Here is a 25,986-nt window from a genome sequence, read left to right as displayed (position 1 = left end):
CGAGTTGACCGAGAGCCGCAAAGTGACCATACACACATCCGGCCGGACCTTGTCGGGCAAGGTCCGGCCGGGTGCGGACGGTTGACGACCTGTGTTGACGTATCGCCTTTTACCGAACGGTGACTTGGCGCGGCGGCTCAGCCGAGCAGCGAGTCGAGCTCCATGTGCTCCAGCCCGTGCGCCTCGGCGACCTCCCGGTAAACCACCTTGCCGTCATGGGTGTTGAGGCCCCTGGCGAGCGCGGGGTCACGGCGCAGCGCCTCGGCCCAGCCGCGGTCGGCGAGCTCGACGATGTACGGCAGCGTGGCGTTGGTCAGCGCGTAGGTGGAGGTGTTGGGCACCGCGCCGGGCATGTTGGCGACGCAGTAGAAGACCGACTCGTGGACCTTGAAGGTCGGCTCGGCGTGGGTAGTGGGACGCGAGTCCTCGAAGCAGCCGCCCTGGTCGATCGCGATGTCGACAAGGACACTTCCCGGCTTCATCCGCGACACGAGCTCGTTGGTGACGAGCTTCGGGGCCTTGGCGCCCGGGATCAGGACGGCGCCGATGACGAGGTCGGCGTCGAGGCAGGCCTTCTCGAGCTCGAAGGCGTTGGAGACGACCGTCTGGATCTTCGTACCGAAGATCTTGTCGGCCTCCTTGAGCTTGTTGATGTCGCGGTCGAGCAGGGTCACGTGGAAGCCCATGCCGATGGCGATCTGCGCGGCGTTCCAGCCGGAGACACCGCCGCCGATGACGACGGCCCGGCCGGCCAGCACACCCGGGACACCGCCGGGCAGCACACCGCGGCCGCCGTTGGCGCGCATCAGGTGGTAGGCGCCGACCTGCGGGGCGAGGCGGCCCGCGACCTCCGACATCGGGGCGAGCAGCGGGAGCGCGCGGGAGGGCAGCTCGACGGTCTCGTATGCGATCGCGGTGGTGCCGGACTCGATGAGCGCGTCCGTGCACTCCTTGGAGGCGGCCAGGTGCAGGTAGGTGAAGAGCGTCTGGTCCTTGCGGAGGCGGTGGTACTCCTCGGCGATGGGCTCCTTGACCTTCAGCAGCAGGTCCGCAGTGACCCACACCTCGTCGGCGGTCTCCAGGATCTGCGCACCGGCGGCGACGTACTCGCCGTCCGGGATCGACGAGCCGACACCGGCGCCCTGCTCGATGACGACCTGGTGACCGTGGCGCACCAACTCGTGCACACCGGCGGGGGTGATGGCCACCCGGAACTCGTTGTTCTTGACCTCGCGGGGGATGCCGACCTTCACGTCGATCACGGTCCTTGGCTCAGAGAATGTGGGGGCATTACATGACATACCCAGGCATGCATGGGCACACCGGGAGACACCGCAGGAGAAGGTGCGGCAGAGCCAGTTTAATGAAGGCGTACCCGCTGTCTAGCCTTTCATTGCATCAATCTTCGGCGGATGTACTACGGATTTCGCAGGCGTTAGGACCGTGTTCCGGCTCGAAAGTGCCTTGTTCCGGCTCCGGCGCCTCCTCCGAGAGCCCGCCCCTCAGCAGCCGATCGGCGGCTTTCCGGTGCAGCGCGGCCGCCGTGGGATCGCCGAGGCGCTCCAGCGTGTCGGCGAGCCGCAGCTGCAGCGCGGCCTGCAGCCTTACGTCCTCGGCGCGGCGCGCCCACTCCACCGCCTCCTGGCAGGTGCGCAGCGACTCCTCGGACCGTCCCGCGTACTCCTGGACCCGCGCCAGCTGGCTCAACGCCCGTGCGTGGGCGGCGACATCACCGTTCTTGCGGTGCCCGGCGACCGCGGCGCGCCAGCCGCGCTGTGCCTCGCCGTAGCGGCCCGCGCAGGTGTGGGCGGCGGCGATACGGCCGTACAGCCGGGCGGCGTCCGCGCGCTCGTCCCGGGCCAGGCGCTGGGCAAGGGCGCGGCCGAACCAGTCGGCGGCCCGGTCGTAGTCCCCGAGCTCCAGATGGGCACCGCCTACGGATTCCATCGCGCGGCTGGTCGCATACGGGTCGTTCGCCTCCCGTCCGGCGTCCAGTGCGGCCCGGTAGCGCACCATCGCCTCCTGGGTCCGTCCGGTCCGGGCGTCCAGGTCGCCGAGGTTCAGCAGGGCGGCGGCCTGCTCGCGGGGCAGGTTCCGGCGCTCGGCCACGTCGAGGACGAGGCGGTGGATGCCGTAGAGGTCGGGCGCGGCCGCCTGCATGCCGTAGTGCACGACCATGGCCCTGACCAGCTGCGACATCAGCCGCCGGGCGAGGGTGTCGAGCTCCCCGTCGGCGACCGCGAGGCGAGCGGAGGCGAGCAGGGCGGGTTTGCGGACGGTCAGCCAGTCAGCGGCCGCGCGGGGGCTGGGGAAGCGCAGGGAGCGCGGCATGCCGAGGAGCTTCTCGCGGGCCAGGGGGTTGTCGGTCTCGGTGATCGCGCGACAGGACTGCAGCAGCCGTACCGTCCGCTCCAGCATCCGGGCGCGGGCGAGCTGGAGCTCGGCCGGGCGGTCCTGGGTCTCGGCGAGGGCCTTCAGGAGGGGGTACAGACAGGCCGGGACCTCGTACTGCGGCAGCGGCGAGTCGACAGCGTGCAGCAGGCCGAGGGCGACGAAGTCGTCCAGGGTGGTGTGGGCGCCGCTGACCGAGCAGCCGGCGAGCGCGGAGGCGGTGTGCGGGTCGACCAGGCCGGCCGGGGCGAGGGAGAGCAGTCGCAGTATCCGGGCGGCGGCGCCGGGCAGGGAGCCGTAGGCGAGCCGGAACATGCGGGTCAGCGGACTCCCCGCGGTGTCCTCGTCGACCTCGGCGTGCAGATGCTTGGCGAGGTCGGCGACGGCGGCCTTGGGGCGGGCGGCGAGCCAGCCGCCGGCCAGCGTCAGCGCGGCCGGATGGGCCCGGCACTCCTCGACGAGGCCCTCGGCGGCGCGTGGGTCGACGGTGATGCGGACCGATCCGGTGTGCCGGGACAGCAGTTCCACCGCCGACTTGGTGTCGAGGCCGCCGAGGGTACACGGGCGGACGTCCGAGATCCCGGTCAGCGGGCCGTCGGAGACGGCGACGACCAGGCATTCCGGGGTGTCCGGCAGCAGGGCGTCGACCTGCTCGGCGTCAGCCGCGTCGTCGAGCAGGAGCAGCATCCGGCGCTCGGCGAGGGCGTCCCGGAGAGCCGCCGTGAGGTCGTCCTCGGCGGCGCCGGCCGGGGTCGGCAGGCCGAGGGCTGCGAGCAGTTCGCGGGCGGCGCGGTCGACGGGGACGGGGGTGCCGTCGGGCTCGCCGAGGCGGGCGCGGAGCACACCGTCGGGATAGCCGTCCGCGACCTGCCGTACGAGCTCCTCGGCGAGTGCGGTACGGCCCGAGCCGGGGCGCCCCGCGATGAGCAGCACGCGCGCGCGTGGCGCCTTGCGGCCGGCCAGGGTGTCCAGGCCGGCCCGCGCGATGTCGGCCCTGAGCTCCTTCAACTCCCGTGTGCGGCCGAGGAATCGGCTTTCGTTCGAAGCCAGTGACGACAGCTGCACGCCGCCTGTGTCCACCGCCTGATCCGTCACGGGCCACACTCCCGTCCCACCGCACGCGCAAGCCCGCCGGGACTCCGGTTCGGGCGTTTCCAGAGCCTAGTTCACGCTCTGCTACGTTCCGGGCGGAGCGCGGCGGCCACGTCCCCCGATCGGATCAGCCGATGGTCACACCACGGGGCAGGTGAGGGTTCATGCCTCGAAGGGCCGCGCCGGCCACGGCGCCTCCGCCGGACGCAGTGCGTCGAGCCCGTCCCCGTTCTGCGCGGCGACGAGCGAAAGGACGCCCACGACGAGGCAGTTGTTGTGCAACCCGCCCGCGAGGACCCCGCGTACGAGTTCGGCCAGGGTCACCCGCGCCAGCTCCATGTCGGCCTCCTCGTGCTCGACCTCGAAGCGCTCGCCGTCGGCCTCGGACAGATCACGGGCGAGGAAGATCCGTACGGCCTCGTCGCAGCCGCCGGGCGTGGTGTAGACGTCGGTCAGGACGCGCCAGTCCTCGGCCTTGACGTGAGCCTCCTCGTACAGCTCGCGCTGGGCTGCGTGCAGCGGGTTCTCGCCGGGCACGTCGAGGAGGCCGGCCGGGATCTCCCACAGCTTGTGGCGGACGGGGTGGCGGTACTGGCGGAGGACCAGGACACGGCCCGCGTCGTCGAGGGCGAGGACGGCGACCGAGCCGGGGTGGACCTGGTAGTCGCGGCGGGCCACATGGCCGTCGGGCATGACCACGTCGTCCGTGCGGACGGAGGTCTTGTTGCCCACGAAGGGGGTCTCCGTCGCCCGGATCTCCCACTCCTCCGGGGTGTCCTTGATCGTCATGCCCTGTCCTTCCAGCCGTACAAGAGAAAACCGGCCACGCGGGCACGAGAGATCCCGGCCGCGCGTACAAAGAAAGCCGGGGTGCGCGCGTAGTGAACGCACGCACCCCGGCCACCGTACAACCCTCGTGTTACTTGCCCGTCTTGCGCTCGACCGAGGCCTTCACCAGGCCCGCGAACAGGGGGTGCGGCCGCGTCGGACGCGACCGCAGCTCCGGGTGCGCCTGCGTGGCGACCAGGTAGGGGTGGACGTCGCGCGCGTACTCGACGTACTCGACGAGCTTGCCGTCCGGGGAGGTGCCCGAGAAGAGGATTCCGGCCTTCTTCTCCAGCTCCGCGCGGTAGGCGTTGTTCACCTCGTAGCGGTGCCGGTGCCGCTCCTCGACGTACTCCTTGCCGTCGTACACCTCACGGACGATGGAACCCTCGGCCAGCTTGGCCGGGTACATGCCCAGGCGCATCGTGCCACCCATGTCGCCCTCGCCGGCGACGATGTCGAGCTGCTCGGCCATGGTGGAGATGACCGGGTGCGAGGTGGCCGGGTCGAACTCGGTGGAGTTGGCGTCGGAGATGTCGGCGAGGTTGCGCGCCGCCTCGATCACGATGCACTGCAGTCCGAGGCACAGGCCCAGCAGCGGGATCTTGTTCTCGCGGGCGTACTTGATCGCGCCGACCTTGCCGAGCACGCCGCGGTCGCCGAAGCCACCCGGGATGCAGATGCCGTCCACGTCGGCGAGCTGGGCCTTCGCGCCGGCCGGGGTCTTGCAGTCGTCGGAGGTGACCCACTTGATCTTCACGCGGGCCTTGTTGGCGAAACCGCCCGCGCGCAGCGCCTCGGTGACCGAGAGGTAGGCGTCGGGCAGGTCGATGTACTTGCCGACCAGGGCGAGGGTGATCTCGTGGTCGGGGTTGTGGACGCGGTCGAGCAGGTCGTCCCAGGTCGTCCAGTCCACGTCGCGGAACGGCAGGTCCAGCTTGCGGACCACATAGGCGTCCAGGCCCTCGCCGTGCACGGTCTTGGGGATGTCGTAGATCGAGCGGGCGTCGGGGCAGGCGACCACGGCGGCCTCGTCGACGTCGCACATCAGCGAGATCTTGCGCTTGATCGCGGTCGGCACCTCGCGGTCGCAGCGCAGCACGATCGCGTCCGGCTGGATACCGATGTTCCTGAGGGCCGCAACCGAGTGCTGGGTCGGCTTCGTCTTCAGCTCTCCCGAGGGACCGATGTAGGGCAGGAGCGAGATGTGGACGACGAAGACGTTGTCCCGGCCGACCTCGTGACGGACCTGGCGGACCGTCTCCAGGAACGGCAGCGACTCGATGTCGCCGACCGTGCCGCCGACCTCGGTGATGACGACGTCGACCTCGTCGGTCGCCATCCGGCGGATGCGGTGCTTGATCTCGTTGGTGATGTGCGGGATGACCTGGACGGTGTCGCCCAGGTACTCGCCGCGCCGCTCCTTGGCGATCACCGTCGAGTAGATCTGTCCTGTAGTGACATTGGCGGAGCCGTCCAGGTCACGGTCGAGGAAGCGCTCGTAGTGTCCGATGTCCAGGTCGGTCTCTGCACCGTCGTTGGTGACGAACACCTCACCGTGCTGGAAGGGGTTCATCGTGCCCGGGTCGACGTTCAGGTACGGGTCGAGCTTCTGCATCACGACGCGCAGGCCCCGCGCCTTGAGCAGCATGCCGAGGCTGGAGGCCGTCAGGCCCTTGCCGAGCGAGGAGGCGACACCCCCGGTGACGAAGATGTGCTTGGTCGTCGTGGCTGTGCTGTTGCGAAAAGCAGCGGGCGGCATGGCCAAGAGGGGGCTCCCGTGGTCTCGGTTTGGGGTGCGGTGCGGCTGTCCGGCCCGGAGATTCCGGGTTTTTACTGGAGGAGCCGTCGCTGCGGTTCGGGGGTTTTTCTCCCACCGGTCCACGGGCTACCAGGGTATCAGCGACCGAAGGAGATGGCTTCCGGCCACGCTCCGCGCACACGCGGACACGGACCCCGCACGGGCACACCCTTTTCTCACTCGTTACTCACCCGTTCGCCCCACCCGCGTTGTCCGGAGCGGCACCCAGATCATCTACGTGCGTCGTATCCTGCTCGGACATTCGCTGCCGAGCGCGGCCGGCCATACGGCACACCCCCGACCGTTACCACCGGAACAACAAGAGCTCGTCAGTTCGTTGAGCAACAATCGTCGCTTTGCACCACAGCCGGGCGACTGCTTTGCTTCACCGCTCAACGACGCATTACAAACACCCCTTGACCGCACTAGCGACAGCCCCCTTGCGGGGTGACGTGGCCGTTCGACTGGAGTTGCACGTGGCCGGGCGCATCGAAGACTACGCACTCATCGGAGACATGCAGACCGCCGCGCTGGTCTGCCGGGACGGCACGGTGGACTGGCTCTGCCTGCCCCGCTTCGACTCGCACGCCATCTTCGCCGGTCTGCTGGGTACCGAGGAGCACGGCTTCTGGCGGCTCGGCCCCGCGCACGCCTCCGACGCGGAGCCCCCGACGGCGGCCCGGCGCAGCTACCGCGGCGACTCGCTGATCCTGGAGTCCGAGTGGGACACCCCGCGCGGCACGGTCAGGGTGACCGATTTCATGCCGCCGCGTGACGGCGCGCCGCAGCTGATCCGGATCGTGGAGGGCGTGTCGGGCCGGGTGCCCATGCGTTCGGCCCTGCGGATGCGGTTCTCGTACGGCCGTGTCGTGCCGTGGGTGCACAAGCACGAGGGGCGCACGGTGGCCGTCGCTGGCCCCGACTCGGTGTGGTTCGACACCGACTGCGAGACCTACGGCAAGTCGCTGACGACGTACTCGGACTTCACGGTCGCCCCGGGTGACCGGATCGCGTTCACCATCTCGTGGCAGCCCTCGCACAAGGAGGCGCCGCCGCTGCCGGAGCCGGAGCAGTCGCTGGAGGCGACGGAGGACTTCTGGCGCGAGTGGGTCGAGCACTGCACGTACCACGGCCCGTACCGCGAGGCCGTGATCCGCTCCCTGATCACGCTGAAGGCCCTGACGTACGCCCCCACGGGCGGCATCGTCGCGGCGCCCACCACCTCCCTGCCGGAGGAGATCGGCGGCGTCCGCAACTGGGACTACCGCTACACCTGGCTGCGCGACGCGGCGATCACGCTGTCCTCGCTGCTGCGCACCGGCTACCGCGAGGAGGCCCGCGCCTGGCGCGAGTGGCTGCTGCGGGCCGTCGCGGGCGACCCCGAGAACCTGCAGATCATGTACGGCATCGCCGGCGAGCGCGAGCTGGGCGAGGCCGAGCTGGACTGGCTGCCCGGCTACGAGAACTCCGCGCCGGTCCGGGTCGGCAACGGCGCCGCGCACCAGCTCCAGCTGGACGTGTACGGCGAGGTCACCGAGGCCCTGCACCTGGCCCACATGACGGGTTTGTCCCGCAACGACTACGCCTCGCTGCTCCAGCTCAAGCTGATCCGCTACCTGGAGCAGCACTGGGACGAGCCGGACGAGGGCATCTGGGAGGTGCGCGGCCCGCGCCGGCACTTCGTGCACTCCAAGGTGATGGCCTGGGTCGCCGTCGACCGCACCATCAAGCTCATCGAGTCCGGCGACGCCGACGGCCCGCTGGAGCGGTGGCGCGAGCTGCGCGACGACATCCACCGGGACGTGTGCGAGAAGGGCTACGACAAGGAGCGCAACACCTTCACGCAGTCCTACGGCTCGAAGGAGCTGGACGCCTCCCTGCTGCTGATCCCGCAGATGGGCTTCCTGCCGCCGGACGACAAGCGTGTGATCGGCACGATCGAGGCGATCCAGCGCGAGCTGTCCACGACGGACGGTTTCATCCTGCGCTACCCGACCGACGGCGAGAAGGAGGGCGTCGACGGCCTCCCCGGCGACGAGGGCGCCTTCCTCGCCTGTTCGTTCTGGATGGCGGACGACCTGGCGATGATCGGCCGCGTGGACGAGGCCCGCAAGCTGTTCGAGAAGCTGCTGTCGCTGCGCAACGACCTCGGTCTGCTGGCCGAGGAGTGGGACCCGCGTCTGCAGCGCCAGGTCGGCAACTTCCCGCAGGCCTTCAGCCACGTTCCGCTCATCGACACGGCACTGCGGCTGACGGCTTCCGGGGCCTACGGCGGCTGAACAGGACGGCCGCAGCGTGCCCGCCTAGGCTTGGAGCAAGCGATTGCCCCTTTCCGGAAAGGGGGCGGCCATGGCTTCCCTCTCGAAGGCGGGCGCGGCCCTCGCCGCGCTGCGCGAGGATCTCACCGGCGACGTGTTCGCCCCTGGTGATCCGGGGTACGACGAGGCCCGGACCGTCCACAACGGCATGATCGACCGTCGGCCCGCTGTCATCGCGCAGTGCACCGACGAGGACGACGTCGTACGGGCGGTCCGCTTCGGCCGGGAGCTGGATCTGCACATCGCGGTGCGGGGCGGCGGGCACAGCGTGGCGGGCATGGCGCTGAACGACGGCGGGCTCGTCGTCGATCTGCGCCGTATGCACGACGTGACCGTCCATCCCGGTGCGGAGGCGGTACGGGTCGGGGGCGGCGCCACGATGAGCCACCTGGACTGGGCGTGCCAGCCATACGGTCTGGCGACCACCGGCGGGCGGGCGTCCACCACCGGTGTCGGCGGTTTTGTCCTCGGCGGTGGCAGCGGCTGGCTGGACCGGCGCTGCGGGCTCGCCGTCGACAATCTGCTGGGCGTGGAGCTGGTCACCGCCGACGGCGGCCGGATCCACGCGAACGCCGACGAGAACCCCGAGCTGTTCTGGGGCCTGCACGGCGGCGGCGGGAACTTCGGCATCGCCACCGCGCTCACCCTGAAGCTGCACGAGCTGCCCGAGTTCTCCATCGCGTTCGCGCTGTACCTCCCGGAGGTCGGCCCCGAGCTCGTCCGCACCTTCCGCGACATCATCGCGGTCGGCCCGGACGAGGCGGGCGGCGGTGTCCTGTACATCACCGGCCCGCCCGAGGAGTTCGTACCGCCGCAGCTCGTCGGCACGCTGCTGTGCGGGGTGCTGCTGACGTACGCCGGCGGCGAGGAGGACCTGCGCAAGCTCGCCGAGCCGCTGCTGGCGCTGCCGCACGAGGCGGAGATCGTCGGGGCGATGCCGTACGCCGAAGTCCAGTGCATGATCGACGATCCGCCCGGGATGCGGAACTACTGGTCGGCGGAGTACATGGCGGAGGCCACCGACGACTTCGTGGACGTCTTCTGCGGCCTGGCGGACTCCATGCCCGTGCCGACCAACACCCAGCACGTGCTGCTGCCGCAGGGCGGCGCGATAGCCGACGGGCCGCGCGAGTACCCCGTGCCGTACCGGGACGCACCGTGGGTGGTGCATCCCTTCGCGGCCTGGGAGGACCCGACGGACGACGAACGCGCCATCGGCTGGGTGCGGGACGTCCGCAACCACGTCCGGCCGTGGAGCACCGGCGACGTCTACCTCAACTTCATCGGCGACGAGGGCGCCGAGCGGGTGATCGCCGGCCTGGGCGCCGAGAACGCCCGCAGGCTGGCGGAGCTGAAGCGGCTGTACGACCCCGACAACGTGTTCCGCTTCAACCACAACATCATTCCGGCCTGAGCGCCGTCAGCGTCCGCTCCCCACCGGGGTCGCCGACGGTGGCCGGGACCAGGGCGATCTCGTCCAGGCCCGCCGCGGCGTAGTCCTCGACACGCGCGCGTACGGCTTCGACGTCGCCCACCAGCCCGACCACGCCGGCGGCCTCGGGCGGCAGCGCCCGCACCAGGACGTCCGGGTCCGCGCCGGTACGCGCCAGCTCGACCGCCTCACCGAAGCCGGCCGCCTCGAACATGTCGCTGTACCCCGGCACCGTCAGATACCCGGCGATGCTCCGCAGGACCTGGGCGAGGGACTCCGGCTCCGGATCGACGGCGGCGGGCAGCCAGGAGGCCAGCGTGGGCGGCGTACGGCCCACCCGCTCGGCGGCCGCCTCCAGCTTGGCGCGCAGGGTGCGGACCTGCTCCGGGGAGACGATGTCGAGCAGCATACGGTCGGCGTGCGCGGCGGCCGTGGCGATCGCGCGGTCTCCGAAGGCCGCCACGGTGAGGGGGCCGCCGGGCGGCTGCTGGCGGCGCGGGAAGACGCTGCCGGGGACGACCGGCTCGCCGGGCTTGCCGTGCAGGAGGGTGCGCAGTGCTGCCGCCGACTCCTCCATCACGGCCGCGGGACGCAGCCGGGGCCGCCCGTGCACGCCCTCGACGACCCGCTTGCTGGACGTCCCGAGCGCCACACCGACGGGGCGGCCGGTGACGGCGGCGGTCGACGCGGCGCCCCGGACGATGCTGAACGCGTCCCGCACGGACACCGCCACCGGACCGGCCGTCAGCGCCACCCGCTCGGTGGCCCGCCCGATCGCCGTGGCGAGGACGAAGGAGTCCCAGGTCGGCCCCTCCCCCGCCCACACCTCGCGGTACCCGAGCCGGTCGGCGGCCACCGCCACTCGCAACGGCTCGTCGATGGGACTGTCGTCCTCCCGTGCCACGGCCACCACAGTGAAGTCCATGCCGGCGCGCTTACCCGTGCCGAACAGCCCTAATCCCGCACGGCGATCACCTCCCCGGCCGCTCGCTCACCCGGGAGCGGGAGATGCCGCCGGAGCACGCGCGCGGGTAGCGTCCGGCTCATGGACAGCGGTATGGACAGCGGATTCGACACCCAGGGCGCCGGGATCACCGTGCAGCGGGCACTGGAACTGCCCGGTCTGCGCAGCGGTCTCCCGGAGATCCTCGCGGGCGCCGACCGGCTGGGGCGGACGGTGCGCTGGGTGCACGCGGGCGAGGTGCCCAACATCGCCTCCCTCCTGAAGGGCGGCGAGCTGCTGCTGACCACGGGCTACGGCCTCGGCACCCGGCCTGCCGACCAGCGGGCGTTCGTGCGTACCCTGGCCGAGCGCGGCATCGCGGCCCTCGTCATCGAACTCGGCCCGCGCTTCACCCGCCTGCCCGCCGCCCTCGTCGACACGGCACGCACGGCCGGCCTCCCGCTCGTCCAGCTGCACCGCGAGGTGCCGTTCGTGGCGGTGACGGAGGAGATCCACACCGAGATCGTCAACGGTCACTACGCGCTGCTGCAACGGGCGGAGGAGGTGCACCGGCGGTGCACCGAGGCCCTGCTGGGCGGCGGCGGGATACCTCAGGTGCTGAGCATCCTGGCCGACTTCAGCGGCAACCCGGTGTTCCTGGAGACGACGGACGGGCAGTTGCTGTACGCCGCCGGGGCGGGGCCGGAGGGCGCGGATCCGCTGCAGGTGTGGGAGGGGCTGCGGGGGCAGCACAAGGACACGCCGCCGCCGTCGGGGTCGGTGCTGGTGGACGTGCCGGGCGGCGGGCCGGGGGCAGGGTCCGTGCGGGCGCGTCTCGTCCTCCTTCCGGTGCGGGCTCCGCTGGCACCCGTGCACCGGATCGCCGGTGAGCGGGCCTCGGGCATCCTCGCCGTGGTGCTGATGCAGGCGCGGCAGGAGGAGGAGCTGGCGGCGCGGGGACGCGGGGACTTCCTGACCGACCTCGCCGAGGGCCGTATCGCCGCCGAGGCCGCGCCCGCGCAGGCGCGCGTGCTGGGATTCAAGCCGGGCGACAGCCCGTTGCTGCCGGTGGTGATGCGGCTGGGCGACGCGCTGTCTCCCGGCGGTGGCTGGGCGGTGCTGGCGCGGGCGGTGGCGGAGGAGCTGGCGTCGGTGGGGGTTCCGGTGCTGCTGGGCGTACGGCCGGTGGAGGGCCGGGTCCCGCTGCTGCTGGGCCTGCGCTCGGAGTCGGAGCGGTCGGCGGTGGCGGACCGGGTCGCGGCGGCGCTGCGGGCGGGTGTGGAGCGGGCCGGGATGCAGCGGCCGGGCGCGCTGCCGCCGGTCGTGGTCGTCGGGGTGGCCGGCAGCTGGGCGGCGGCGTCGGCGGGGCTGCGGCACGCCGCCGAGACGGCGACCGCGGCGCAGGGCCTGTCGGACCGGCCCTGGTACGACGCCCGGCGTCTGGACATCGACCTGCTGCTGTGGCGGCTGCGCGACCATCCCGACCTGGCGGCCTTCGTGGACCGTGCGATCGGCCCGCTCCGGGACCACGACAACCGTTCCAGGCCGCCGCTGCTGCCCACCCTGGAGACATACCTGGCGCACGCGGGACGCAAGGCGGAGACGGCCCGCGAGCTGCACCTGAACCGGCAGACGCTGTACAACCGGCTGGCCCGCATCGGGGAGTTGCTCGGCACGGACCTCGACGACCCGCAGACGGTGCTGGCGTTGAGCCTGGCGCTGCGGGCGCGCCGGCACGTGCCCTAGATCATGGGCCCGGGCTGGGTCAACTCGTCGTAGACGCTCAGCACCTGCGCGACCGTCTCGTCCTCGCTCGGCCAGGTGGCCGCCTGCCGCACGCCCCGCTCCCTGAGCAGCCGCTGCCGCTCGGGATCGCCGAGGAGCCGTACGACGGCGCCGGCGAGCGCCTCCGGGTCGCCGTACGGGATGAGTTCGGCCGCGTCGCCGACGAGCTCGGGGATGCCACCGACGGCGGTGGCGACGAGCGGCACGCGCGCGTGGAGGGCCTCCTGGGCGAGGACGGACCGGGACTCCCAGCTGCTGGGCAGCAGGGCGAGGTCGGCGGCGGCGAGCAGTTCGCCGACGTCGTCGCGCCGCCCGATGAGCCGGACCGGCAGCCCCTCGTCCTCGATCCGCCGCTGCAGCTCGGCCCGCAACGGCCCCTCCCCCGCGATCACGACGAGCGGCACGGGGTCGAGCGTCCGCCACGCGCGCGAGGCGTCCAGCAGGACGTCGTAACCGCGCTGCCCGTCGAGCGATCCGACGGCCATCAGCAACGGGCGTCCGGTGGCGCCCAGTTCGGCCCGGACCTTGGGCCGCAGCCGGTCCGGGTCCTCGGACTCGGCGGCCCGGCGCGGCCCGGGCAGGGCGACGGCGGCGAGCCGCGCGTCCCGCGCCCCGGTCCGGCGCGCCCGGTCGACGAGGGCGGAGGTGGTGCCGAGCACGACGGAGGCGGCCTTGACGACCCGCCGCTCCAACAGCCGTACCAGATGGGCGCGGGCGCCCTCGGCATGCGCCCGGTCGTGCCAGGTGACGATGAGCGGGGTCCGCCGCCCGCTGAGGGCGAGCACGGCCCGGAACGAGGCGTGCAGCCCGTGCGCATGCACCAGGTCGGCGTCCGCGCACGCCGCCCGCAGCGCGGCCACGGAGGCCGGGTCGCTGCTGCGCGGCACGTGCACGTGTTCGGCGCCGGCGCCGGTGAAGTCGTAGAAGTGATCGGCCTCGGTGGGGGCGCACACGGTGACCCGTACGCCCCTCGCGACCAGCCCCGAGGCCAGCGATCGCACATGCGCGCTACTGCCGGCGTTGCCGCCGCCCAGCACCTGCACGGTGCGCAGCGACGACTGGCCGTGCGGTGAGTGGCTGCTCACGGGGGTCACGTGGCCGGGGCTCCTGGTTCGGCGTCGGGCGGTCACGAAGAACGTACAGAAGGATCGGGCGAAGGGGGTGTACCGCCGGGATCCCCACGCGTACGACGTGCTTACGCCAAGGATGCCAGGACGTACGGGTGTTCCGGGAACGCCGGGAGCGCGCGGGCGGCGCGCGCGGCAGGGTCAGTCACCCACACGGGTGAGGGAGGACCGGCTTCCGCTCGAACACACGCGCGCCCTCGTACTCACCTCCCGCCCAGCGAACGCGCCGCCTCACTCACCTTGTCGCCGTACACCGCGGCGGCAACGACGGCGGCGGCATGCGCGACCAGCCCGGCCCGCCCGTTCCCGGCGACGACGGCGGCTCCCAGGGCCGCGCCCAGCGCGTGTGCACCCGTGTCCCCGATCATCGCCCGTTCCCCGAGGTCGTCGGGCAGCACGGCCGCGGCGGCGCCCATGGCGGTGGCGGCGAGCCCGGCGCCGGGGCCGGCACGCAGCAGCCCCGGCGCGCCGAGCGCGAGTACCACCGCGGCGGCCCGGCCGGGCCGTACGTCCACGAGGTTGACGCAGTGCGCGGCTCCGGCGATCACGACCCCCGCGAGCACCTTGTCCAGCGGCCGCTCCCTGAGGAACGCGCCCGCGACGAGCCCGGCCGTGGAGATCCCGAGCAACTTCACGGCCCCGCTGGTGACTTCACCGTGCCGAAGGGCGGAGAGGTGCGCGCGGAACCCGCGCCGGGCGTCCCCGACCCCGACGACGTCGTCGTACGCCCCACAGGCCCCGGCAACGGCCACGGCGAATCCGGCGGCGGGCCGCACCCGCCCGGCCCCGACGGCGGCCGCCAGGGCGGAGGCGGGCCCGGCGTACAACTCCACGGTCCGCCCGGCGTAGTTCTTCCGCTCCCAGCGGTCGCGGCCGGGTGTCGTCCCCCGCAGGAGGCTCATTCCCGCACGCGTGCCGACAGCGGCCAGGGCGAATGCCGCTCTCCTGCCTGTGTGAACGATCACGCGCCCATCCTAGGAAGGTGTCGACCCACGCGTGGGCCTACCACACGGCCCGGCAGCGAATGAGCCTGCGGGGCCGGCACCAGGACAGCGCCCGCCCCTGAGCCGGCCGCGTCGCTACGCGTCCGCCCGAGCCGTCGCCAACAGCTCCTCCGCATGCGCCCGGGCGGTCTCCGAGTCCTCCTGCCCGGCCAGCATCCGGGACAGCTCCCGGATCCGCTCCTCACCTTCGAGGACCTTGACGCCGGACCGGGTGACCGACCCGTCGTTCGTCTTCTCGACCAGCAACTGCCGGTCGGCGAACGCGGCCACCTGCGGCAGGTGCGTCACCACCACGACCTGCGCGGTCTTCGCAAGCCGGGCCAGCCGCCGCCCGATCTCCACCGCGGCCTTGCCGCCGACACCGGCGTCGACCTCGTCGAAGAGATACGTCGGCACCGGATCGGTCCCCGCGAACACGACCTCCACGGCCAGCATCACGCGCGACAGCTCACCGCCGGACGCCCCCTTGGCGATGGGCCGGGCCGGCGCCCCCGGATGCGGGGCCAGCAGCAGCTCGACCTCGTCGACGCCGGACGGCCCGTACGCGACCGTACGCCCGCCGACCTCGACGCCCTCCGCATCCTCGGTTTGCCGGATGGCGAAGGACACGCGCGCGTGCGGCATGGCCAGCGAGGCCAGCTCCGCGGTCACGGCGGCCGCGAACCGCTCCGCCGCGTCCGTCCGCGCATCCGTCAGCGCCTGGGCCAGCCCGCCCAGTTCGGCCCGCAGCGCGTCCCGCTCGGCGGTGAGCTCCCCGATCCGGTCGTCGTCACTGTCGAGTTCGGTCAGCCGGGCGGCGCTCTCCTCGGCCCACCCGAGCACCGCGTCGACGTTCTCGCCGTACTTCCGCGTCAGCGCGTTCAGCGCGGCCCGCCGCTCCTCGACCGCCGCCAGCCGCAGCGGATCGGCGTCGAGATCATCGGCGTACCCCGCCAGCTCCCCGGCGACATCGCCCAGCAGGATCCCGATCTCACCGATCCGCTCGGCAAGGGCGGCCAGCGCCGGATCGTGCGACCGCACCGCGTCCAACGCCCGCTGCGCGCCCGCGACGAGCGTCGTCGCGTCCACACCCTCGGGATCCTCGGGATTGCCCGCGAGAGCGGCATGCGCGGCCGTCGCGGCGGACGCCAGCGCCTCGGCGTGCCCCAGCCGCTCCGCCTCCTCGGCGAGCTCCACGTCCTCGCCGGCCCGCGGCTCCACACCGGCGATCTCGTCCAGCCCGAAACGCAGCATGTCGGCTTCCTGGGCCCGCTCACGCGCGCGCGTGGTGATCTCGTCGAGCTCGACGGAGACGGCCCGCAGCCGCCGATAAGCCTCGGTGTACTTGGCGAGCGGCCCGGTCACCGTGTCACCCGCGTACCGGTCGAGCGCCTGCCGCTGCCGGGACAGCTTCAGCAGCCCCTGCTGATCGGTCTGCCCGTGCACAGCCACCAACTCGTCGGCGAGCTCGGCAAGCATCCCCACAGGCACGGAACGCCCACCCAGATGCGCCCGAGACCGCCCCTCGGCGGAAACGGTACGACTGATCAGCAACGCCCCGTCGTCGAGCTCGGCCCCGGCCTCCTCCGCACGCACCGCGGCGGACGCGTTCGCGGGCACGGCGATCCGCCCCTCGACGACCGCGCTCTTCGCCCCGATCCGCACGAGCGCCGGGTCCGCCCGCCCACCGAGCAACAGCCCCAGGCTGGTGACCACCATGGTCTTGCCCGCACCCGTCTCACCCGTGACGGCGGTGAATCCGGGCGACAGCTCGACAACCGCGTCGTCGATGACTCCGAGCGACCGTATCCGCATCTCCTCCAACACGGACACGACCTTACGAGGTCGGGGAGGAGAAGTGCGACGCCCCCCGGCCCCGTGATGTGAAGGTGCAGGTGACGAATACGCAACGCCCTCACATATCACCCAGGCGAGTGGGGGCGCCTCCAGGGCGCGGGGCTGTTCACATCGCACCCCCTTTGGAAGCGCTAGTGCGGCGCCCCCCGCCAGCCAGAAACGGGCAAAGCGAACTTCGCCACAAGCCGATCGGTGAACGAAGCATGATGCAGCCGAGCAAGCCGCACCGGCACAGCCCCCCGCCGAACCTCCACACGCGCCCCCGGCGGCAACTCCACGGTCCGCCGCCCGTCACACCACAACACCCCCGGCGGAATGTGCGGCAGAACCTCCACGGCAAGCACGGAATCCGGCGAGGTCACCAACGGCTTCGCGAACAGCGCATGCGCCGAGATCGGCACCATCAGCAACGCCTCGACCTCAGGCCACACCACAGGCCCACCCGCCGAGAACGCATACGCGGTAGACCCGGTGGGCGTCGACAGCACAATCCCGTCGCACCCGAACCCCGTAACCGGCCGCCCGTCAATCTCCAGCACAACCTCGAGCAGCTTCTCGGCGCCGGCCTTCTGCACGGCCGCCTCGTTCAGCGCCCAGTCCGTGTGCACGATGTCCCCGTTGCTGTGCACGACGACATCGACGGTCATCCGCTCCTCGACCTCGTACGCCTTGGTCACCACCCGGTCGACGACCTTGTCGAGATCGTCCCGCTCGGCCTCGGCGAGGAACCCCACGCGTCCGAGGTTGACGCCCAGCATCGGCACCCCCGACGCCCGCGCGAACTCCGCGCCCCGCAGCAGCGTCCCGTCACCCCCGAGAACGATCAGCAGCTCACACCCGTCGAGGCACTGCGGAGTCGCCTCCTTGACGAGCTCCACCTCCTCGGGAAGCGGCAGGTCGGCGGCCTCGTGCTCGAGGACACGCACCCCGATCCCCGACCGCAGCAGCCCCTTGACCACCAGCTCGGCGCTGCGAATGGCCGCGGGCCGCCCGGTGTGGGCGAGCAGGAAAACAGTACGAGCTCGGTTCTGTGTCAACGCGGCCCCTCCGCCACTGCACGGTCAACGTCGGCCGGGTCCAGAGCGGGTGCCCCGGCACGCAGCCACAGAAAGTACTCGACATTCCCGGAGGGGCCGGGCAACGGACTGGCCGTGACGCCCTTCACCCCGAGCCCGAGTTCCCACGCCTTCCCGGCCACGCCGCACACAGCCTCGGCCCGCAGCTGGGGACTGCGGACGACCCCGCCGCTCCCCAGCCGCTCCTTGCCCACCTCGAACTGCGGCTTGACCATCATCACCAGATCGGCGTCCGGCTTCACGCACCGCACCAGGGCGGGCAGTACCAGTCCGAGCGGGATGAAGGACAGATCCCCCACGACAAGATCCACTGGCTCCCCATCGATCGCTTCGAGCGTCAACTCGCGTACGTTCGTACGGTCCTTGACGGTGACGCGTTCATCGCTCTGCAGAGTCCAGGCGAGTTGTCCGTATCCGACGTCGACGGCGACGACGTGCGCGGCCCCCGACCGCAGCAGGACGTCGGTGAAACCCCCGGTCGACGCGCCGGCGTCCAGCGCCCGCCGCCCCTCGACGCCGAGCCCCCGCGGCACGAACGCCGCGAGCGCGCCGGCGAGCTTGTGGCCGCCTCGGGACACGTAGTCGGGATCGCTGTCGTCGTCGGTGACCACGATCGCGGCCGCGGTCTCCACCTGCGTGGCGGGCTTGGTCGCGACGGTCTTGCCGACGGTGACCCGCCCCGCGGCGATCAGCTGGCCGGCGTGCTCGCGCGAGCGCGCGAGCTTCCGGCGGACCAGCTCCGCGTCGAGACGGCGGCGTGCGACTCCTGCCACGTTCGGTTCAGCTCCTACTGCCATACGTCGATGGGGGCGCCGGAGGTCCCGGGCGGGCGTCGAGCGCGGTGAGCGCGTCGCGCAGCCCCCTGTGTACATCCTCGTACACCTCGAGGTGTCCGTCCGTGGCGAGGTGGTCGGCATCGCCCAGCCGCTCCAGCTGGGCGTCGACCTCTGCGTCGCCGGTCGGCGTGCGGGGCACGTTCAGGGGGGCGGTGGCGGGCCCTGGTGCGGGCTCCACCACCGCCGAGTCCTGGGGAGAATCGGTCTCCACAACAGAGTCGCTCATGCCCAGACGCTACCGTTCCTTCGCAGTGAGCAGGAGTGAGCCCGCGCACTGGCACGCTCCGAACGGTCTTGAGCGCTCCCCCACTGCCAAGGGCGTGGGAGGTACCCCCAGGTCGTCCGCTTTCACATCCCGGGCGGCGACACGGATCGCGTCCGTGGTCCAAGCCGGGCGGGCAGAGTCCCTCACGATCTGGCCTGTGGGTGTGGCCAGAGGTGGCGGGGAGGCCCTGAACCATCTCGATGGTGAGGCAGGGGCCCCGCACGCTGGCGCCACACTCGGCATCCCAGATCGCGGGATTCAAGATATCCCGCCCCTCATGCAGCACCGCAAGCCGAGAGCCCGACGATCACACGATCGAGGCATAGCGGCCTGTGGGGTACCGTCGACCGCGATGGCCACGATCGAGGAGTGCCGCGCAGCACTCGAGAAGCTCTCGGACAACATGCAGCACGCCGAAGGGGACGCCCGCGACGCCGCGACCCTGGACCGCTCGGTGAGCTGCCACATCACCGACCTGGACATCACGTTCGTCGGCCGGATGACGGGCGGCCTGATCGACGTCCAGGACACCCTTCAGGGCCTCCCCCCTGAGAAGGCCCAGATCAGACTCACCATGGCCGGCGACGACCTGGTGGCGCTGGTCGGCGGCGAGCTGAACTTCGCGAAGGCGTGGGGCTCGGGCCGGGTGAAGCTGGAGGCGGGGCTGAAGGACCTGTTCCGCCTCAGGAAGCTTCTGTAGCGGCCACCTTCTCGGCGCCGGTCCGCGCTTCCGTACGCGCCTTCCGCGCCGCCGGCACCACCAGCGGCGTCCCCGTCTCCGGGTCCTCGATCACCTGACAGCGCAGCCCGAACACCTCCTCGACCAGCTCGGCCGTGACGATGTCGTTCGGCGCGCCCTCGGCGATGACCGTGCCGCCGCGCAGGGCTATGAGGTGCGTGGCGTAGCGGGCGGCGTGGTTGAGGTCGTGCAGGACGGCGACCAGGGTGCGCCCCTGCTCCTCGTGCAGTTCGGCGCACAGGTCCAGGACGTCGATCTGGTGCTGGATGTCGAGGTAGGTGGTCGGCTCGTCGAGCAGCAGCAGCGGCGTCTGCTGGGCCAGCGCCATGGCGATCCACACGCGCTGCCGCTGACCGCCGGACAGCTCGTCGACGTACCGGTCGGCGAGCTCGGCGACGCCGGTCTGCGCCATGGACTCCTGGACGACCCGCTCGTCCTCGGTCGACCACTGGCGCAGGATGCCCTGGTGCGGGTAGCGGCCGCGGCCCACCAGGTCGGCGACGGTGATCCCGTCGGGCGCGATCGACGACTGCGGCAGCAGGCCCAGCGTCCGGGCGACCTTCTTCGCGGGCATCGACTGGATGACCTGCCCGTCGAGCAGGACCCGGCCCTCGCTCGGCTTGAGCATCCGCGACAGCGCCCGCAGCAGCGTGGACTTGCCGCACGCGTTCGGGCCGACGATCACCGTGAAGGAATTGTCGGGAATCTCCACCGACAGCTGCTCGGCGATGACCCGCTGGTCGTAGGCGAGGGTGACATTGTCGGCGGACAGTCGGTTCACGGTGCTCCTTCGGATGTTCTTGTTCGCTGAGCCGCTCATGTCCGGCGTGGTGGCGGCGCTCATATCCGGCCCGCCTTGCGCTCGGTGACGAGCAGCCAGAGCAGATAGACACCGCCGAGCACGCCCGTGACCACGCCCACGGGCAGCTGGTCGGCGCCGAAGACGCGCTGCGAGACCCAGTCGGCGGTGACCAGGAGGGCGGCGCCCATGCACAGGGACGGCAGCAGGTTGGGGCCGGGCGAGCGGGTCAGGCGGCGGGCGAGCTGCGGCGCGGTGAGCGCCACGAAGCTGACCGGTCCCGCGGCGGCCGTGGCGGTCGCGGTGAGCAGCACGGCGGCGATCATCAGGAGGGCGCGTACCCGCTCGACGCGCACCCCGAGGGCGTGGGAGACCTCGTCGCCCATCTCCATCATCCGCAGCTCGCGCGCATTGGCGAGGACGAGGGGTACGAGGACGGCGCACAGCATGAGCAGTGGCCAGACCTGGTCCCAGTCGCGGCCGCTGAGGGATCCGGTCATCCAGACGACCGCGCGGGCCGCGTCGACGATGTCGGAGATGGTGAGCAGATAGCCGTTGACGGCCGTGACGATCGCGGACACGCCGATGCCGACCAGCACCAGCCGGTAGCCGTGCACGCCCCGCTTCCAGGCCAGCAGATAGATGGCGATCCCGGTCGCGAGTCCGCCCACGAGCGCGCCCACGGTGACCAGTTCGGCGCTTCCGGAGAACAGCACGATCACCACGAGCGCCCCGGCCGTCGCCCCCTGTCCCAGGCCGAGGATGTCGGGGCTGCCCAGCGGGTTGCGGGAGACGGCCTGGAACAGGGCGCCGCCGAGTCCGAGCGAGGCGCCGACCAGCAGCCCGACCAGGACCCGCGGCAGCCGCAGCTCGTTGACGATGAACTCCTGCCCCGCGTCGCCGTCGCCCGCCAGCGTCCTGAGCACGTCGCCCGCCGGTATCGGGAAGTCGCCGGTGCCGATCAGCACGACGCTCGCGGCGAGTGCGGCGGCCAGCAGCAGGAGGACGACGGTGAGGGCCCGGACGTCCAGCCGGACGGAGAGCCCGCCCGGGGTCCGCACAGCACGGTTGGTCTTCACAGCTGGGCCGGCCTCCGGCGTCGTACGAGATAGATGAACACCGGGCCGCCGATGATCGCGGTGACGATGCCGACCTGGAGCTCGGAGGGACGGGCGACGAGCCGGCCGAGGACGTCGGCGCCGAGCAGCAGCACGGGCGACAGGATGGCCGCGTACGGCAGGATCCAGCGCAGGTCAGGCCCGGTGAAGGAGCGGACGACGTGCGGCACCATCAGCCCGACGAACACGATCGGCCCGCAGGCGGCGGTCGTGGCCCCGCACAGCACGGTGGCGGCGAGCATGGCCAGCGCCCGGGTGCGGTTGAGGTTGGCGCCGAGGGCCTTGGCGGTGTCGTCGCCCATCTCCATGGCGTTCAGCGGCCGGGCGAGGGACAGCGCCAGTGCGGTGCCGACCGCGAGGAACGGCAGCACCTGCGTGATGGTCGAGTCGGTCGCCGAGGCCAGTGAACCGACCGTCCAGAAGCGCATCTTGCCGAGCGCCGCATCGTCCGTGATCATCACGGCCTGCAGATAGCCGTAGAGCGCGGCGCTGATCGCCGTACCGGCGAGCGCGAGCCGCACCGGTGTCGCCCCCCGGCTGCCGCCGAGGAACCAGACCAGTGTCCCGACCGCGGCCGCCCCGAGGAAGGCGAACCAGACGTAGCCGCTGAGGCTCGTGACGCCGAAGAAGGTGATGGCGGTGACGACCGCGGCGGACGCGCCCGCGTTGATGCCGAGCAGTCCCGGGTCGGCCAGCGGGTTACGGGTGAGCGCCTGGAGCACGGCTCCGGAGAGTCCGAGCGCGGCGCCGGCGAGCAGTCCCAGCACGGTCCGCGACACCCGCTCGGCGACGACGACGTCGCCGTACGTCCCCGAGTCCTCGAACAAGCCGTGCCAGATCTGCCCGAGGGACAGTTCCTTCGCCCCGATCGCGATGCTCGCCAGCGCGACGAGCGCAAGGATCAGGACAGAGACGAGCAACCCAACGGCACGTATCGTCCGGCGGTTTGGGGGCGCGGCGGCGGTTTCCTCGCGCAGTTCGGGGGGACTGTCGACCAACACGCAGTTAGGTTAGCCTACCCTCTCAAGCGATCACGATTCCCAGGGTACGACCGCACACGGATCCCCAGGTTCGCAGCCCCGCCCGGGAACTGTGCGCCGACTCACACCCCAAGTAGCCCCGACGCCTTCGCCCTACGGCGGTCACAACCCCAGCCGTGCCAGCGCCTTCCCCGCGTCCAGCTCACACACACCCGCGCCGGCCGCCGTCCACGCCGCCGCGCACAGCGCCCGCAGCCCGTCCAAGGCCTCACCCTCACCGTCGAGTTCGAGCCTCCCCCACTCTCGACTTCGCTCGAGCGGGGGGACCCCCATGCCACCCGCGACCGCCGTCCAGCCACCGCACCGGAACCCGTCCCCCGCGGACACGACCTCCGGCTGCCCGGTGAGCATCCCGCGCAGATCGGCGTCGACATACGTCGGCCGGTGCTGCGGCGGCGCCGCAAGCAGCTGCGCGCCGTCGGTCACACCGGTCAGAACCAGCAGCGAGTCCACGTCGCCGTTGAACGCCCCCTCGATGTCCGTGTCCAGCCGGTCCCCGACCACCAACGGCCGCTCGGCGCCGGTGCGCAGGACCGTCTCCCGGTGCATGGGAGGCAACGGCTTCCCCGCCACCTGCGGCTCGGCACCGGTCGCTGTCCGTACGACCTGCACCGCCGCGCCGTTGCCCGGCGCGATGCCGCGCGCGCTCGGAATCGTCAGGTCGGTGTTGGACGCGAACCACGGCACCCCGCGCGCGATGGCGTAGCACGCCTCCGCGAACCGTCCCCAGGGCAGCTCGGGCCCGCCGTACCCCTGCACGACGGCCGCCGGATCGTCGTCCGCCGACTCGACCGGCTCCAGCCCGCGCTCCCGCAGCGCGACCCGCAGCCCCTCCCCACCGATCACCAGCACCCGCGACCCGGCCGGCACCTGCTCGGCGATCAGCCGCGCCACCGCCTGCGCCGACGTGATGACGTCGTCCGCCCCCGTCGGTATCCCCAGCGCGGTGAGATGCGTGGCCACGGTGCCCGGTGTGCGCAGCGCGTTGTTGGTGACGTACGCCAGACGCATCCCGCCCGCCCGCGCGGTGGCGAGCGACTCGACCGCGTGCACGATCGCGTTCCCGCCCGCATACACCACCCCGTCGAGGTCGAGCAGCGCCGTGTCGTACGCCTCGCTCAGTGCCTGCCCACTGCCCTCGGGCCTCGTCCTGACGCCCTGGCTCATTCCGCATCGCTCCTCGGTGTGCTCGCTTTCCCCCGATCATCCCCCATGCCACTGACACCCGTACGATGCCGGGATGAACTCAGCAGGTCACTCGGAAGCAACGGCGCGCCGAGGCCTGGAACTCACCCCGTTCCGAGGCCTTCGCTACGATCCCGACCGGGTCGGCAGCCTGGCCGCCGTGACATCCCCGCCGTACGACGTCGTCGTCCGCCCCGACGGCCTGCATCACCTCCAGGACGCCGACCCGTACAACATCGTCCGCCTGATCCTCCCTCAGGACGGCACCCCGGCCGCCCGCAACGAACAGGCGGCACGGACCCTGCGCCACTGGCTGTCCGAGGGCGTCCTGACGGCCGACCCCGAGCCCGGCCTGTACGTCTATGAACAGCGCGACGGCGACGGCATGCTGCAGCGCGGCGTCATAGGCGCCCTGCGCGTCTCGGACCCCGCCGACCATGTGGTCCTGCCGCACGAGGACGTCATGCCGCACGTCGTCGCCGACCGCGCGGCCCTGATGCGCGCCACCTCCGCGAACCTCGAGCCCCTGCTCCTGACCTACCGTGGCAACGGCTCGGCGGCGGACACGACCGCCGTCCTCGAACGCACGGCCAACCGCGCACCGCTGCTGGCCACGACCACGGAGGACGGTTTCAGCCACCGCCTGTGGTCGATCACCGACCCTGCCGACATGGCGCAGATCCAGGCGGACCTGGCCCGCCACCAGGCGTTGATCGCCGACGGCCACCACCGCTGGGCGACGTACCGCCGGCTCCGCGCGGAGCACGCCTCCCCCAGCCCCTGGGACTACGGCCTGGTCCTCCTGGTCGACACCGCCCGCTACCCCCTCCGCGTCCGCGCCATCCACCGCCTTCTGCACGACCTCCCGGTGGCCGACGCCCTGGCCGCCCTGGACGGCCAGTTCCACGTCCGCCACCTGGAAGTCCCGTTGCCACAGGCCCTGGACGCCCTGGCCGACGCGGCCCGCGCCGGCAACGCCTTCCTCCTGGCCGGCGACGGCGCCTTCCACCTCGTGGACCGCCCCGACCCGGCCCTCCTGTCCCGCACGATCCCCGCGGACCGTCCCGAGGCCTGGCGCACCCTGGACGCGACGGTCCTGCACGCCACCCTCCTCGACCACGTCTGGCACATCCCCGAGGACGACCCCGCCCGCATCGCCTACATCCACGACACCGCCGCCACAGTCCGCAAGGCACAGCGCGACGGCGGTACGGCCGTCCTGATGCACCCCGTCCGCGAGGAGGTCGTACGCGACCTCGCCCGGCAGGGCGTCACGATGCCCCGCAAGTCGACGTCGTTCGGCCCGAAGCCGGCATCGGGCCTGGTCCTGCGCACACTGGATCTCTGAGCCCTCCCCACGCAAAAGGGCGGGACCCCGTCATCGGGATCCCGCCCTCTCACTCACAGACGTCAGTCCTTGTCGCCGTCCTCTTCAGGGGCACCCTGTACGTCCTCGTCGGCCTCGATCTCGGCTTCGTCCTCGTCCTCGTCCTCGTTCAGGGCGTCGACGAACTCGACACCGTCCAGCTCCGCGAGCCGGTCCGAGGCGTCGGTGCTGCCGTCCTTGTCGGCCTCGACGGCCTTCGCGAACCACTCCCGGGCCTCGCCCTCCCGCCCGGCGGCGAGCAGCGCGTCGGCATACGCGTACCGCAGTCGCGCGGTCCACGGCTGTACGGCGTTGGACGCCAGCTCGGGGCTCTGCAGCGTCACAATGGCCGCGTCCAACTGGTCCATGTCACGCCGGGCGCCGGCCGCGACGAGCCGCATCTCGACCTGCCCGGCCTTGTCGAGCTTGTTCACCTCGGGCGCCCCGGCCATGTCCAGCGCCTTCTCCGGCCGCCCGAGCCCACGCTCGCAGTCGGCCATGACGGGCCACAGCTCCACGGTCCCGGTCATCCGCCGCGCGGCCCGGAACTCGGCGAGCGCCTCGGAGTACTTCTGGTTCGCATACGCGGCAAACCCGGCCGCCTCTCGTACGGCGGCGACGCGCGACGCCAGCCGCAGCGCCACCTTGGAGTAGCCGTACGCGCCCTCGGGGTCCTCGTCGATGAGCCGCGCGACCATCACCAGGTTCCTGGCGACGTCCTCCGCGAGCCCCTTCGGGAGGCTCTGCAGCTCCTGCTTGACGTCCTTGTCGATCTCGTCGCCGGTGACGTCCTCGGGGATCGGCAGCCGCTTGATCGGCTCCCGGTCCCGCTCCCGCTCCTCACGGAACCGGCCACCGCCGCCACCGCGCCGATCGTCACCCCGGCGGTCGTCGCGCCGGTCGTCCCGGCCACGGAACCCGCCGGGACGTCCACCGCGGTCGTCACGCCGGGGCCCACGGGCGCCACGGTCGTCCCGGCCACGGAATCCACCGCCGCCACCGCGGCTG

General features: G+C 72.0%; 21 protein-coding genes. 5 read left to right on the top strand and 16 right to left on the bottom strand.

All coding sequences use genetic code 11. From position 1 onward, the window contains the following. Positions 1-137: 137 nt before the first annotated feature. The 4 genes from ald to AQJ91_RS36240 form a co-directional block, all read right to left on the bottom strand. Positions 138-1,262, bottom strand: coding sequence for an alanine dehydrogenase (gene ald / locus AQJ91_RS36255; RefSeq protein ID WP_067030263.1), 1,125 nt, complete (start codon positions 1,260-1,262; stop codon positions 138-140). A 136-nt stretch (positions 1,263-1,398) separates the two neighbouring features. Then, positions 1,399-3,486, bottom strand: a complete 2,088-nt coding sequence (locus tag AQJ91_RS36250; protein ID WP_067030260.1) for a tetratricopeptide repeat protein — start codon at positions 3,484-3,486, stop codon at positions 1,399-1,401. 159 nt (positions 3,487-3,645) lie between these two features. Further along, positions 3,646-4,272: an NUDIX domain-containing protein gene (locus AQJ91_RS36245; protein ID WP_067030258.1), complete on the bottom strand. Its 627-nt coding sequence runs from the start codon at positions 4,270-4,272 to the stop codon at positions 3,646-3,648. A 130-nt stretch (positions 4,273-4,402) separates the two neighbouring features. Then, positions 4,403-6,070: a CTP synthase gene (locus AQJ91_RS36240; RefSeq protein WP_067030255.1), complete on the bottom strand. Its 1,668-nt coding sequence runs from the start codon at positions 6,068-6,070 to the stop codon at positions 4,403-4,405. 515 nt (positions 6,071-6,585) lie between these two features. Here AQJ91_RS36240 and AQJ91_RS36235 point away from each other — a divergent pair. Together AQJ91_RS36235 and AQJ91_RS36230 are read left to right on the top strand one after the other, a co-directional pair. Next, positions 6,586-8,388, top strand: coding sequence for a glycoside hydrolase family 15 protein (locus AQJ91_RS36235; RefSeq protein WP_067030252.1), 1,803 nt, complete (start codon positions 6,586-6,588; stop codon positions 8,386-8,388). Positions 8,389-8,458: 70 nt separating this feature from the next. Then, the gene (locus AQJ91_RS36230) at positions 8,459-9,841 is read left to right on the top strand and encodes an FAD-binding oxidoreductase (protein WP_067030249.1); all 1,383 of its coding nucleotides are present in this window, start codon (positions 8,459-8,461) and stop codon (positions 9,839-9,841) included. Here AQJ91_RS36230 and AQJ91_RS36225 read toward each other — a convergent pair. Beyond that, positions 9,828-10,784, bottom strand: coding sequence for an LLM class F420-dependent oxidoreductase (locus AQJ91_RS36225; RefSeq protein ID WP_067030246.1), 957 nt, complete (start codon positions 10,782-10,784; stop codon positions 9,828-9,830). The two genes, AQJ91_RS36230 and AQJ91_RS36225, sit on opposite strands and share 14 nt — an antisense overlap. Before the next feature lie 120 nt (positions 10,785-10,904). Here AQJ91_RS36225 and AQJ91_RS36220 point away from each other — a divergent pair, with 120 nt between their 5' ends. After that, positions 10,905-12,548 carry a PucR family transcriptional regulator gene (locus tag AQJ91_RS36220; RefSeq protein WP_067030243.1) on the top strand — a complete coding sequence of 548 codons (1,644 nt, stop codon included), beginning with the start codon at positions 10,905-10,907 and terminating at the stop codon, positions 12,546-12,548. On the opposite strand, the gene AQJ91_RS36215 is transcribed toward AQJ91_RS36220, so the two are convergent. The 6 genes from AQJ91_RS36215 to AQJ91_RS36190 form a co-directional block, all read right to left on the bottom strand. Then, a complete protein-coding gene (locus tag AQJ91_RS36215; RefSeq protein WP_067030240.1) occupies positions 12,545-13,681 on the bottom strand; it encodes a glycosyltransferase family 4 protein in 1,137 nt (378 codons plus the stop codon). The two genes, AQJ91_RS36220 and AQJ91_RS36215, sit on opposite strands and share 4 nt — an antisense overlap. 236 nt (positions 13,682-13,917) lie before the next feature. Further along, a complete protein-coding gene (locus tag AQJ91_RS36210; protein WP_407696976.1) occupies positions 13,918-14,679 on the bottom strand; it encodes a hypothetical protein in 762 nt (253 codons plus the stop codon). A 114-nt stretch (positions 14,680-14,793) separates the two neighbouring features. Beyond that, positions 14,794-16,512 (bottom strand): DNA repair protein RecN, encoded by a 1,719-nt coding sequence (gene recN / locus AQJ91_RS36205; protein ID WP_067030236.1) that lies wholly within the window; start codon positions 16,510-16,512, stop codon positions 14,794-14,796. A gap of 173 nt (positions 16,513-16,685) precedes the next feature. Beyond that, on the bottom strand, positions 16,686-17,591 hold the full coding sequence (locus AQJ91_RS36200) for an NAD kinase (RefSeq protein WP_067030232.1): 906 nt from the start codon (positions 17,589-17,591) through the stop codon (positions 16,686-16,688). After that, positions 17,588-18,403: a TlyA family RNA methyltransferase gene (locus tag AQJ91_RS36195; RefSeq protein ID WP_067030229.1), complete on the bottom strand. Its 816-nt coding sequence runs from the start codon at positions 18,401-18,403 to the stop codon at positions 17,588-17,590. Before AQJ91_RS36195 ends, AQJ91_RS36200 begins: the two co-directional genes overlap by 4 nt. A 7-nt stretch (positions 18,404-18,410) precedes the next feature. After that, the gene (locus tag AQJ91_RS36190; RefSeq protein WP_067030226.1) at positions 18,411-18,692 is read right to left on the bottom strand and encodes a hypothetical protein; all 282 of its coding nucleotides are present in this window, start codon (positions 18,690-18,692) and stop codon (positions 18,411-18,413) included. Positions 18,693-19,083: 391 nt separating this feature from the next. Between AQJ91_RS36190 and AQJ91_RS36185 the strand changes: the two genes are divergently transcribed. Next, entirely contained in the window at positions 19,084-19,431 is a 348-nt protein-coding gene (locus AQJ91_RS36185) for a sterol-binding protein (protein ID WP_067030223.1), read from the top strand. Here AQJ91_RS36185 and AQJ91_RS36180 read toward each other — a convergent pair. The 4 genes from AQJ91_RS36180 to AQJ91_RS36165 all read right to left on the bottom strand — a co-directional run bounded on the left by AQJ91_RS36180 (position 19,415) and on the right by AQJ91_RS36165 (position 23,594). Next, positions 19,415-20,314 (bottom strand): ABC transporter ATP-binding protein, encoded by a 900-nt coding sequence (locus tag AQJ91_RS36180; protein WP_067030220.1) that lies wholly within the window; start codon positions 20,312-20,314, stop codon positions 19,415-19,417. The two genes, AQJ91_RS36185 and AQJ91_RS36180, sit on opposite strands and share 17 nt — an antisense overlap. After that, a complete protein-coding gene (locus AQJ91_RS36175) occupies positions 20,311-21,348 on the bottom strand; it encodes a FecCD family ABC transporter permease (protein ID WP_067030217.1) in 1,038 nt (345 codons plus the stop codon). The genes AQJ91_RS36180 and AQJ91_RS36175 overlap by 4 nt, the downstream gene beginning before the upstream one ends. Then, on the bottom strand, positions 21,345-22,388 hold the full coding sequence (locus AQJ91_RS36170; RefSeq protein ID WP_067030214.1) for a FecCD family ABC transporter permease: 1,044 nt from the start codon (positions 22,386-22,388) through the stop codon (positions 21,345-21,347). Before AQJ91_RS36170 ends, AQJ91_RS36175 begins: the two co-directional genes overlap by 4 nt. Positions 22,389-22,529: 141 nt before the next feature. Further along, on the bottom strand, positions 22,530-23,594 hold the full coding sequence (locus AQJ91_RS36165) for an HAD hydrolase-like protein (RefSeq protein WP_067030212.1): 1,065 nt from the start codon (positions 23,592-23,594) through the stop codon (positions 22,530-22,532). Between the two features lie 73 nt (positions 23,595-23,667). On the opposite strand from AQJ91_RS36165, the gene AQJ91_RS36160 reads away from it, so the two are divergent. Further along, the gene (locus tag AQJ91_RS36160) at positions 23,668-24,960 is read left to right on the top strand and encodes a DUF1015 domain-containing protein (protein ID WP_067030209.1); all 1,293 of its coding nucleotides are present in this window, start codon (positions 23,668-23,670) and stop codon (positions 24,958-24,960) included. A 62-nt stretch (positions 24,961-25,022) separates the two neighbouring features. Here AQJ91_RS36160 and AQJ91_RS36155 read toward each other — a convergent pair whose 3' ends face one another. Next, on the bottom strand, positions 25,023-25,784 hold the full coding sequence (locus tag AQJ91_RS36155) for a hypothetical protein (RefSeq protein WP_079085494.1): 762 nt from the start codon (positions 25,782-25,784) through the stop codon (positions 25,023-25,025). Positions 25,785-25,986: the final 202 nt, after the last annotated feature.

The sequence above is a fragment of the Streptomyces dysideae genome (assembly GCF_001514305.1).
GTDB classification, from domain to species: Bacteria; Actinomycetota; Actinomycetes; order Streptomycetales; family Streptomycetaceae; genus Streptomyces; species Streptomyces dysideae.
This window is presented reverse-complemented; position numbering and strand designations above follow the sequence as displayed.